The 12,546-nt window shown below is 30.5% G+C and carries 10 protein-coding genes; all 10 read right to left on the bottom strand.

All coding sequences use genetic code 11. The annotated features are described in order from the left end of the window. Positions 1–1,308 (bottom strand): ATP-binding cassette domain-containing protein (locus tag JHL18_RS21100; protein WP_200272909.1); only part of this gene is annotated, 1,308 nt, incomplete at its 3' end. 101 nt (positions 1,309–1,409) lie between these two features. After that, positions 1,410–2,498 (bottom strand): BMP family lipoprotein, encoded by a 1,089-nt coding sequence (locus tag JHL18_RS21095; RefSeq protein WP_200272905.1) that lies wholly within the window; start codon positions 2,496–2,498, stop codon positions 1,410–1,412. 703 nt (positions 2,499–3,201) lie between these two features. Continuing rightward, positions 3,202–4,041 (bottom strand): DegV family protein, encoded by an 840-nt coding sequence (locus tag JHL18_RS21090; RefSeq protein ID WP_200272903.1) that lies wholly within the window; start codon positions 4,039–4,041, stop codon positions 3,202–3,204. Positions 4,042–4,056: 15 nt separating this feature from the next. After that, on the bottom strand, positions 4,057–4,518 hold the full coding sequence (locus JHL18_RS21085) for a TrmH family RNA methyltransferase (protein ID WP_200272901.1): 462 nt from the start codon (positions 4,516–4,518) through the stop codon (positions 4,057–4,059). Positions 4,519–4,676: 158 nt separating this feature from the next. After that, the gene (locus JHL18_RS21080; RefSeq protein ID WP_200272899.1) at positions 4,677–5,519 is read right to left on the bottom strand and encodes a Cof-type HAD-IIB family hydrolase; all 843 of its coding nucleotides are present in this window, start codon (positions 5,517–5,519) and stop codon (positions 4,677–4,679) included. A gap of 293 nt (positions 5,520–5,812) precedes the next feature. Then, complete coding sequence (locus JHL18_RS21075; RefSeq protein WP_200272897.1) at positions 5,813–8,059, bottom strand: transglutaminase-like domain-containing protein; 2,247 nt, start codon at positions 8,057–8,059, stop codon at positions 5,813–5,815. A gap of 1 nt (position 8,060) precedes the next feature. Further along, entirely contained in the window at positions 8,061–9,266 is a 1,206-nt protein-coding gene (locus JHL18_RS21070; protein WP_200272895.1) for a DUF58 domain-containing protein, read from the bottom strand. After that, positions 9,259–10,209: an AAA family ATPase gene (locus tag JHL18_RS21065; RefSeq protein WP_243278075.1), complete on the bottom strand. Its 951-nt coding sequence runs from the start codon at positions 10,207–10,209 to the stop codon at positions 9,259–9,261. Before JHL18_RS21065 ends, JHL18_RS21070 begins: the two co-directional genes overlap by 8 nt. 388 nt (positions 10,210–10,597) lie before the next feature. Continuing rightward, positions 10,598–11,143, bottom strand: coding sequence for a glutathione peroxidase (locus JHL18_RS21060; RefSeq protein WP_200272894.1), 546 nt, complete (start codon positions 11,141–11,143; stop codon positions 10,598–10,600). A gap of 262 nt (positions 11,144–11,405) precedes the next feature. Then, the coding region (locus tag JHL18_RS21055; RefSeq protein WP_200272892.1) for an FIVAR domain-containing protein at positions 11,406–12,546 on the bottom strand (1,141 nt) is incomplete at its 5' end.

Here is a 12,546-nt window from a genome sequence, read left to right as displayed (position 1 = left end):
AGCTCCAACATCAAGGCCTCTTGTTGGTTGACATACTATTAGAAGTTCTGGATCCTTTGAGATTTCTCTCGCTACTATAAGCTTTTGTTGATTTCCTCCTGATAAAGCTGATGCTGAAACTTCATCATTTGGAGTTCTTACGTCAAACTCTTCTATAAGCTTATTGCAATGCTTTCTAACTTCGCTATAGTTTAATACAATACCTTTGCTAAAAGGTTTATTTCTATGAATACCTAAAATTGAGTTTTCAAATAATGAATATTTAAGTATTAGTCCTCTTTTATGTCTGTCTTCAGGAACATGTCCAACGCCAGATTCCATAACTATTTTAGGTGTCTTATTAAATATATCTTTACCATTAATAGTTACCTTTCCACTAGCTGCTTTTCTAAGACCAGTTAAAGCTTCTATAAACTCTGACTGTCCGTTACCATCTACTCCAGCTATACCAACTACTTCACCTGCATGTACTGTAAGATTAAGATTCTTAACTACAGGAAGTTTTCTATGATCGTTAGCATTTAAGTTTTCTATCTTAAGGATTTCACGGCCTACCTTTGCTTCAGCCTTTTCTACTACAAGATTAACTTTTCTACCTACCATTAGCTCTGCTAATTGGTCGATATTAGTATCCTTAGTATTTACAGTTCCAGTAACCTTACCTCTTCTTATTATAGTTACTCTATCACTCATCTTCATAACTTCCTTAAGCTTATGAGTGATAAGAATTACTGACTTACCTTGTGACTTTAAGTTATCTATAATAACCCCAAGTTCATCTATTTCTTGAGGAGTTAGAACCGCCGTAGGTTCGTCAAGTATTAATATATCTGCTCCTCTATATAAAGCCTTTAGTATTTCTACCTTTTGCTGTTTACCAACTGTGATGTCTTCAATTACTTCATTTGGATCTATGTTGAAACCGTACTTTTTAGCAATAGCCTTAACATCCTCTATCGCTTTCTTCATGTCTACCTTTAAACCTTTTTTAGGTTCAATTCCTAGAACTATATTTTCTGCAACTGTAAAATTATGAACAAGCATAAAATGTTGATGCACCATACCAATTCCAAGCTTTATAGCATCGTTAGGGTTTGTTATCTTGGCTAACTGCCCGTTAACATATATTTCACCCTTCTCTTGTTGGTACAACCCATATAGTATGTTCATTAAAGTGGTTTTTCCCGCTCCGTTTTCACCTAGCAAAACGTGAGTCTCACTTTTGTTAAGATCAAAATTAACATCATCGTTAGCTATGGTTCCTGGGAATATCTTTGTGATGCCCTTCATTTCTACCACTTTCGTCACCATTAATACCTCCTAATTTAAAAATAGAAAACTCCTCAAATCTTTAAAAAAGCTAGATGTAGCAACATCTAGCTCTTCTTTGAACCTATAATTTTTTTAAATTATTGTACTGCAGCTGGTGCAAATGTTTTAACATCAGCTGGCTTTGTTGGAACTGTTATCTTTCCATCTTTAACAGCAGCTTGATATTTAGCTACTAAATCAAGAACATCTTTAGGAGTATTCTTGCTTGAAGTTCCAGCTATATCTATTCCGCCTTCTTTTAATCCAAGTTCAACAGTACCTGCTTTGAAAGTACCATTTACTACATCTTTAGCAGCTTGGTATGTTGCAAAATCAACTTTCTTTATCATAGAAGAAAGTATTACCTCTGCATATTGTGGAAGTGTAACCGCTTGGTCCATATCAACTCCTATAGCCCAAACCTTTTTACCGTTCTTGTTTGCTTCTTGAACTGCTTGGAACATACCTTCTCCAGCTCCACCAGCAGCATGGTATATTACTGTACAACCAGCATTGATTAAGTTCTTAGCTGCTTCTTTTCCCTTAGCAGCATCTGTAAAGCTATCAACATATTGAACTGTTTTTCTTCCAATTAAATCTTCAGCAGCAGTTGGGTTAACAGCTTTAACTCCAGCTGCAAAACCTGCTTCGAACTTTTGTATAAGCTCTTGGTCTTTTCCACCAACAAATCCTACTTTACCAGTTCCAGCCATCTTACCAGCTATAACTCCCATAAGGAATGAACCGTCTTGTTCTTTAAATAGTATTGATCTTACATTAGAAGCTTCAACAGCTGAGTCAACTATAGCAAAGTTTACATCAGTATGTTTTTTAGCTGCATTCTTAACTGCATCAGACATTTGGAATCCAACGCCTAAAACTAAGTTTGCTTTTTCTGATACTAATGCATCTAGGTTTGATTCATAATCATCCTTACCTTTTGATTCAACAGCCTTGTAATCAAATTTGAACTCGTCTTTAGCTTTCTTTATTCCAGTATCAGCAGCTTGGTTAAATGACTTATCATTTAATCCACCTTCATCAGTTGAAAGACCAACCATTACCTTCTTATCAGAAGCGTTGTTATCAGTAGTTGTTTTGTCATTAGACTTACTAGCACAACCAGCAAATAGAGTTGCTACTACTGCCACCGAAGCTACAGCAGCCATTAATTTTTTCTTGTTCATTACAGATCCCTCCTAAGATTTATATATTGTTTGGTTACAAACATATAACCAACCATTTACATTTTGAACGAGTACTATGATACCAAAATAAATATGTAAGCACTTACTCAAAAAGTTAACAGAATATTAGCTTAATAATAAAAAAATGCCTGTTATGAATACAAAATTAATAGATATACATGTCCTAAAAATATATTTTAAAACCTAATAAATAATTGTATATAACAAACACCTTTGTTTATAATTCCCCTAAATCTGAGAGAATAACCTTTTAACTAATAACATAAGCATATTTTGGTAATCATTTGCCCGTTGTAATTATAGCATACGTACAGGATAAATGAAACACTTTTTTCATTTATGTTACTAAATTAAACTATCAATATAATAATTTTTTAAGGAGAATTTACTAAACATATATTGGATAAAACATTTAAATGAATACCTTTTCATTTTTTAACGTTTTAATCCTACTTCTAAATAAATATCCATGGATTATTTTAGAAATATATCTTGAAGTGTTTATTAATTTTTTATTAATTCTTCTATATAATAAGTATATAGAATTTTGCCTTTATTTATTCTTAATTTTAATATAGAAATTTCTGCTAATATGGTATATTAGACTAAAAAAGCAGTAAGGTTTATTAACCCTACTGCCAATGTAATCTTCCAATATATCATTAACAATCTCTTATAAAGCTTAAAATTCTTCAATAAAAAATAATCCACAAGCCTTTGGACCTGAATGTATTCCAACTGTGCATCCAACTTCCGCATCAATATACTCAATATCATTTTCATTTAAATATTCTTTTAACGGTTCATAGATGTCTTGATTCTCAATATGCAGAAGCACCACTGGTTCCCCTGCTTTTCTCTTAAGAGTTTCAAAGGTTCTAATTATTTCTTTAGTAGCCTTTTTACTACCTCTAACCTTGTCCATTACCGACATCTTTCCCTGCTTAACTTCTAATAGTAGTCTTATTCCAAGAACACTACCAATAACTCCAGCAGTTCTTGAAAGTCTTCCTCCACGAACTAGATTATCTAAACTTTCAAAGCTTAACGCACTCTTAATATGTGGTATAGCTAACAATAATTCTTGTTCTATTTCTTTTAAATTCATTCCTTTTTCTTTTAAAGCTATTGCCTTAAGAACTACTATACCTAATCCTGATGTTACATTTTTCGAATCAATAACTACCACATCTTCCGTATCAAACATATCTTTAGCTATACAAGCCGAATTATAAGTCCCACTCATATCTGATGAAAGATGTATGGATATAACTTTATACCCCTCTTCTAAGTATCTCTTGTAACATTCATAAAATCTATTTGGGGTAACTTGTGCTGTGGTTGGAAGTGCGTTTTCTTCTTCTATACGCTTAAGCATAGTCCTAAGATCTATTTCTACTCCATCAAGATAGCTTTCTTCTCCAAAATTAATAAGAAGTGGTAGTATCTCCACGTCATTCTTCTTTAACAAATCAACGGGGATATCTACAGTACTATCTGTAATTATTTTAATCTTTTCCATATCCCTTCCCCCTATTTATTTCATACTTGGAAAACCAATTTGTCTCAATGCTTCATAAGCAATAATTGAAACTGTGTTTGATAAATTAAGTGATCTCGTTGATGTATTTATCATCGGAACCCTTATTCCCTGTAAATCATTGTGGACACTTTCAGGAACTCCAGATGATTCTCTACCAAACATTATGAAATCACCTTCTTTATATTCCACCTCATCATAATAACTTTGTGCATGAGTAGTAGATAAGAATATTCTAGCTCCTTTATTCTTCTCCATAAACTCTTCATAACTTTCATAAATTTCCATATCTAAATACTGCCAATAATCAAGTCCTGCTCTTCTTACATGTTTTTCATCTAGATCAAAGCCTAACGGTTTAATCAAATGTAGCTTAGAATTAGTCAAAACACAAGTTCTAGCTATGTTTCCTGTATTTTGAGGTATCTCTGGTTGATATAAAACTATATTAAGATTCACTTTATTTCCTCCGAACGGTCTATATAAATTGTAAAATCACACTTCATCTTATTATATTACAATATTTTATTATGTTAATCAAATCTAAAATAAACTATAGTTTCTTAAGTCAACATGACAAAGTATGATTTTATATCTCGCTATTGATAGATGTTAATTTACTTTTCTTTAGATACAATAAATTTTTCTATAGCTTTTCCAACCCCATCGTTATCATTTGTGTCAGTTATATAATCTGCTACATCCTTAAGTTCTTTTATTCCATTTCCCATTGCTACTCCCATACCAGCATACTCTATCATTGGCATATCATTCTCATTGTCACCTATACACATTATCTCTTCTCTTTTTATACCGTAGTATGCAGCAAGAACTTCAACTGCTCTTCCTTTTGTAACATCCTTATTGAGTATTTCTATATTAAAAGCTCCAGAGCTAGTTACACTTACATCATCCATAGCATCAAGTTCTTTTCTAAAGCTTCTTAGTATGTTCTTATTAGGACTAAATACAATACATTTTACAAACTCATCTGTATGCTCTTTAAATACGCTTTCCCATTCTTGCCTTTTACCTACATATTTGATATTAAGTCTTAAATCTTTTGGTAATGGATAAGACATATATAATTTCAATGCAGTCCCTTGAAGTCTACTACTTACAAATATACTATCAGTAGTATAAAAATGCATCTTTATTCCATATTTGCCTACTGAATCAAGAAGTCTAAGACAAATCTCACTGTTAAGAGCATTTTTGTATATAACTATCCCTTTGTCTTTCTCTCTTATCACAGCTCCATTAGTGGCTATAACAGGAGATTTAACCCCTAATAAATTTGAATAATGTAGGGCATTATTAAATATCCTGCCTGTTGTTATAACAATATGCACTCCCATATCATGGGCCTTTTTCAGCATTTCTTTGTTATAATTTGAAATCTTTTTTTTACTGTTAAGCAGAGTTCCATCCATATCTATACATACTAGTTTATAGCTCATATATTACTCCTATTTCTATAGTATATTAAATAGCATACTTATATCTTTGTTTTGTTAATACGCTATTTTATAATTTGTGTATATTTTAATTTCAGTATTTATTTATAGAAATTAAGATGTTGCTAACGGAATTTCTATACTTTATCTTTTTCATATCTGACAACATTATACCAATAAAACATTTTAAAGCAAATAATTCCAACATGAATTTAGATAAACAATAAATATATATATCTTCATTTTAAAAACTCTCACAGATTTTAGTGAGAGCTTTTAAAAAATGCTTTATATCTTTAAAATAATATATACCTCTTTATCAGATATTTCGTCTTTCCTTGATTACTCCTAATTGTACTCTCTATATAATTTATCATTTGAATCCTATCGTAATGCAAATTATCTTCCTCCGCATAAAACTCTCTATATATTAAGCCAACTAATTCTACCATCTTCTTCGATATCTCATAATTAGGTATATTCTCGGCAAACTCTAGATCCGTCTCATTCTTAGACTTAATTATATTTATTCTATTTACTCTTAATTTACAATAGTCATATAAAGGAATTAAACTATTGCTCTTAATTATTTTTCTCCTTTTTATAACTACCAAACATATTCTTGTAATTATATATATCAGTATTAAAGCTATTGGAGATAAAACTTTAAAATATAAATAATAAGTTTTATTTTTATCTTCACTATCAGCTTTCTCTAAATCAACTTTCTTCGTGTTTCCATTTTTATTGCTATCTAATGCTGATTTAGAACCATCTAATCCCACACCGTCACTTCCACCATTGTTTTGCACTTCTTTTGCATGTCTATATTGATATGCTGTAGGTACTGTATCAATCTTTGTAAAAGGTAAAGCCCTTGCTACATTGTAATTACTACCATTAAACGCCAGATATATTTCTGTCCACGCATGGGCATCCTCATTAGTAACCTTATACATGCCGTTATTTTCCTTATCCTTACTTACTTTAAAACCTTCAACATATCTTGCTGGAATTCCTGCAATCCTACACATTACCGTCATAGCAGTTGCAAAATATACGCAGTATCCTTTCTTTTCTTCAAATAAAAAGTAATCTACAAAATCCTTTCCTTCTGGAACACTAGACACATCTAAACTATACGTATAGTTTTTAGTAAGATATGCTTTTAATCTATATGCCTTTTCGTCATTTGAAGAAGTTCCCTTTACTATATCATAAACTAAATCAACAGTCCTCTGTGTAATAGTATCTGGTAATTGAAGATAATTAGACAAGTCACCATTATTTAGCAATTGATCTATCTCTACATAATTACTTCCACTTAAAGGTTTATCAAAATCTTTATCGTAAGTACTATTTGAATAAAAATTTATTGTATATTCTGTCTTTATAGGCTTTTCAGAATAAAATGCCCCATTTACTTTGTCCACATAAGTTTTATTATCACTGTTATATTTTATATTCACAACCTTAGAATAATAAGGATTAAACAAAGTTGTGGTTGTAATATAATCAGGATGAATTGTCATAGTTTCCTCATTAGCCCCAACAAAATTACCAAGATATGCCGAATCCATCATGTTGTTTTTCTCTATTAACCTATAGTTAGGTACCCATGACATACCAGTATATTTATCTTTTGCAGAACCTTTTAGATAAATTTCATTTTTAACATTTCCTTTGTACTCTAACTTAAATGCTTCTCTATCATCAATATTAATTGGTCCACCTAATATTTTAGACGAATCATTATAACCAGACTTCGCTAGACTATATCCATATTTATCTGGATTATAATCGCCTCCGCTATCATCAGCTATATTCTCAACCACTTTATCAGTAATTATTTTAGAAAACTTTCCACTTGCTGATTTTGGTAATAGCACTATAAACATCGAACTTACTATAGACAGCAATATGGTTGACCAAATAATTTTAGACGTTACAATATTATTTCTAATCTCTTTTCTTTTCAACCTTTTACTATAGTTTCCCAGGTTATTTACAGCATATGTTATTATACTTAAAATGATAAATATATACATTACCTTATCAATTTCTTCATAGTATCCTAGGTACCAATAAACCATCATTAATACCATATTTATAAGAATAATTATATCTGAAAATCCTCTTTTTTTGATCCACATGGCAAAAGGTGTTAGTGTGGGAATTGTGATAACAAATAGATTTCTTATAAGTGAAAAAGAACTAGGCAATCTTTCTCTCATATTTGAAGTTATATGTGTCATGTTATTACCTATTCCCTCTATGATAAAAGAAACAGCATACTTTCTAAACACTATAACCATTAATAGCATAGCAGAAAGTATAATCATAGTTAGCACTAGTTTTTTTTCTAAAGACTTAACTTTTTCATCATAAACCCAAGCTATAATTAACCCTATTATAAACAGAAGCGTTATAAGATAATAATCAATTCCTTCAATATTAATGCATGATTTTAGTATTAAAATAGTAAGTATCATGTTTAAAAAAATAATAAAACTATCTAAAAACCTCTCCTTAAACCATTCCATACTAAATCACCTGCCCTTTTACAAGCTCATCTATACTTATGGCAGCCTCATTAAACAAGCCTTCATCTATCTTATAACATATAATACCAAGATTTCTCATAGTAATCACAGACTCATCACCAATTTCGCTCCTAAGATAAAATATAATAAGAGAATTACCTTTTTCTTTGTTTTCCATTATAAAACTCACCATATTATCAGACAGTGTATGAGTTATAACAGCTATTCCTGCTATAGATGAAAGCCTACTTCTTTGTATATTAATAAAGTTTGTTATAGGAGTTATCCCTTCACTCCTATGCTCTATTAAGTATTCTAAAAACTTCTCAAAATCCATCTTATTTTCTATGCTTTCTATCTGTTCAATTTTATTATTAACGAACACTTTTGTAGAAATATTTCTTTTTAAAAGTGAGTATACAAGAGAAGCAGAAAAGTCTATAAGAAACTCCTCATTTTTACCATATGGATCAAGCCTATAATTACTTTCATTCATGTCTATAAATATATTAAATTCTTCACCAGAAACAGTATCAAAATTTCTTACATATAAGTCATTTAACTTTGCACTAACCTTCCAATTTATTCTCTTTAAGCTATCCCCCTCTCTATATCTTCTCATATCTCTTGTAGAATGAGGGTCTTCTTTGCTAGTGACAATTGATAAAGTATTTTCGATTATCTCCGAACCACTTATAGCCAACTGACTGATGTCATATACTCTTGGAAACACCTTTATTGGTTTACTTTCATTTATCTTATAATTAATATTAAAGATACCTAACAAATCTTTAAGTTCCACATCATAATTACCTAAATCAAACTTACCTCGGCTTATATATACTATTTCTTCAGATATTATATGATTTTCATTTATTGCTAGAGTTAGTGCATCCCCTGTATAATTCTTTTTAATTTTATTTATACCTTCATTTGTGATTTTACAATAAGGGAGAATTAATATTGTGTTATTTTTTACCATAGTATCAATATAATCTTTATTTCCACATGTATAAAATCTAGCTATTGTAACATTCTGGACATGTAAACCTGACTTAAACACAATTATTGATATAAGTCCTAAGATTCCTGGTATTAGTAACATATAAAATATAACATGCGGAAGGCTTCCACCTTGAACATAAACAAATACTGTGGCCAATACAAAAATAACTGCATATTTTATACTAATTCTTAACTTAAACATTAACAGTTATCCTCGGAGTTTCTACCATCTTTAAGATATCTTCTATGGTCTCCCTTTCTCCATAGCCGTTTGCCTTTCCTGTTGAAGACATAATTATTCTGTGACTCAATACTAAAGCTGCATTTTCTTTTACATCTTCAGGTATTACATAATCTCTTCCAGCTAAAAGAGCACTGGCTTGTGCAACTTTTTGAAGTGCTAGAATTGCTCTAGTGCTTACCCCTAAAGATATGTAGTTACTTTCTCTTGTTTTATTTGCAATTCTAACTATATATTCATTTATCACCCTAGCAACTCTAACCTTAGCAACAGCATCTTGAAGATACAAAATATCCTCAGCAGTAACTACACTAGAAAGCTCTTGCAATGGATTGCTCTCTCTATACTTTTCTAATATATCAACTTCAGCTTCAGCTGATGGGTATCCTAAAGAAACCTTAATTATAAACCTGTCTAGCTGAGCCTCTGGCAATCTAAAGGTTCCATCATAATCAATAGGATTCTGAGTAGCCATAACTACAAAAGGTGTTTTTAATTTATATGTTTTCTTCCCTTCAGATACTTGATTCTCTTCCATAACTTCAAGTAATGCTGATTGAGTCTTTGGCGAAGTTCTATTTATCTCATCAGCAAGTACTATGTTAGAAAATATAGGTCCTTCCTTAAATTCAAACTCCATATCTTTCTGATTGTATATTGATATACCAGTTATATCTGATGGCAGAAGATCAGGTGTAAATTGAATTCTACTATAAGTTAAATCTATTGTCTTAGCCAATGCTTTAACTAGTGTAGTCTTACCAACACCAGGAACATCCTCAATTAAAATATGACCATTTGCAATTACACCTTTTAATATATTGCTAATCTCTGCTTCCTTCCCTATTATTACCTTATTAAGGTTGTCTAAAATTTTCTTTATGATTTCCTTTTCCCTCATCATGTTAACCCCTTTTTAAATTTAATTATGTCTATAGCCCTTATCAAAACATAGTAGCTAATTTGAGCATCTTACTATACAGAAAGTTATTTCCTTGTATGAGTATTTCTAAACACATACAGAATAGGTCTTATATTTGTATTCATTATAAATCTCACATCTTTTCTAATTCTATCTATTTTTTTCAATTCCTTCATATTCCATAAATTATAATTTTTATTTAACACTTTTTAACAATATAACAAAAAACATTACCATTTACTATTAAAAAACATAAACTAAATTCATTCATCATGAAAGCTTTATATTTTTCTATACAGTAAAAAAACGCACTTGGGGAAAGTGCGTTTTCAAGGGGATTATGTGTTAGGGAATTATTTAAAAGTACTATTTAAAGTAACTTCTCTATAGTTTCATTCATTTCAGCTGGTTCAGAAGTTGGTTCGAATCTTTCAACTACATTACCATCTCTATCAACAACAAACTTAGTGAAATTCCATTTTACTGAGTTTCCTTCTAGAAAACTAGGAAAATTCTTTTCTAATGCATCTAGAAGTATCTTTCCTATTGGATGATTCATATCAAGACCTTCATAAGGCGCTTTTTCTGTTAAGTAATTAAATAAAGGATGAGCATTTTCATCTCTTACATCTGTTTTCTCAAATAATTGGAATGAAACTCCATAATTAATTTGGCAGAAATTTTTAACTTCTCCATTGCTTCCTGGTTCTTGTTCTGCAAATTGATTACTTGGGAATCCTAATACCTCAACACCTTGATCCTTATACTTTTGATATAGAGCTTCAAGTCCTTCATATTGAGGAGTAAATCCACATTTACTTGCTGTGTTAACTATTACTAATACTTTACCTTTATATTTTTCTAAAGATATTTCTTCTCCATCTATTGTCTTTGCTTTAAAATCATAAACTGACATAACTTCTTTCCTCTCTTCATAAATATTTACTTTACCTTTAAAAATTAATTAAAGACACATTTTCTATTAATTTAAACATTAAACAAAATTACATTGAACACAATTAAATATTACTTGATTTAATTATATGCATTAACTGGCAATCTGTCAACTGTTTTATTGTATCTTATATAATGTTGTCAAATATAAGGTATTAACCCAAATTCATTTTAGAGGTTCTAAATTTAAAAGAGTGATTGTACACCAACCACTCTTTTAAAACTTATTTATTCTTTTTCTTTCTCCATAGTGCGTATATAACACCTACGAAAATAACTATACTTGTAGAACCCAATGCAATATTATATAAGTTACTTTTATTAGAAACATCCTTAGTTGTTACTTTACTGTCTTCATTGCCTGAAACATTTGTATCTTTGTTAGGGCTTTGAACTGTTGTGTCTTTCTTTTCTTCAGGCGCACTAGCAATTGGCTCTTCTTCTTTATTTTCTACCAATTCATTATTCTGTGGTAAATTACCAGAAGTATTTATATTTTTATTTGTATTTTGAACTACTACCTCTGTATTCTTTGTAGGTGCATTGTTGTTAGTTGTGTTGTTATTAGCTGTATTATTGTCAGTTGTATTTTTTTCAGGAACACTTACAATTGGATTATCCTTTTTCTTGTCTAATGCTATAAACGCTTGCTGCAATGCTTTAACTTTGTCATCAACTTGTTTTTGCGTTGCATCACCATCATTATATATTGCTTTTGCTTCATTTAAAGCTACTTCTAATGCTTTCAATGATTCATTTGTATATATATCCTTTTCTACCGACTGAGCCTTCTTAATTTCATTATCTAATGCAGCTTTATCTGCTTTCAAAACCAAATCATTTGTTGATACAATTCCGTACTGTGAAAAATGAGTAGTCTTAAATTTAATAAATCCATTTTCCACTTTAGATTCCATTTTATTAAGATTTCCAGCTTCATCAATATAAACCACACCTAATTTTTTGCTTAAAATACTGTCATCTAGCTTTAGTGAAACTTCAACCTCTCCATCTAACTTATAGACTTGATTTTTTAGTAATAAGCTTAAATCATATACTTTTTCTAAGGTTGTATCTTTTAAGGCTTCTGAATTAACCTTATATATCTTTTTAACTACTTCTTTGAATTGTTCATCATCTAAGGCTTTCGAAGATAATTCTATAGCCTTTGGTAGCTTTCCAGAAACACTTACATCTTTATTTGGACTTTGAAGTGTTTGGTCTATATTTTCTCCTGGCACCTCAATAACTGGATCATCTTTTTTCTTTTCTAATGATATGATCGCTTGTTCTAAGGCTTCAACCTGATCATCAACTTGTTTTTGTGTTGCATTATTATCACTATAGGTTGCTTTCGCACTATCT

It is taken from the genome of Clostridium yunnanense (genome assembly GCF_016595795.1).
Lineage (GTDB): Bacteria > Bacillota > Clostridia > Clostridiales > Clostridiaceae > Clostridium_AR > Clostridium_AR yunnanense.
Note: the sequence above shows the minus strand (reverse complement) of the source record. Positions and strands in the feature narration are given on the sequence as shown.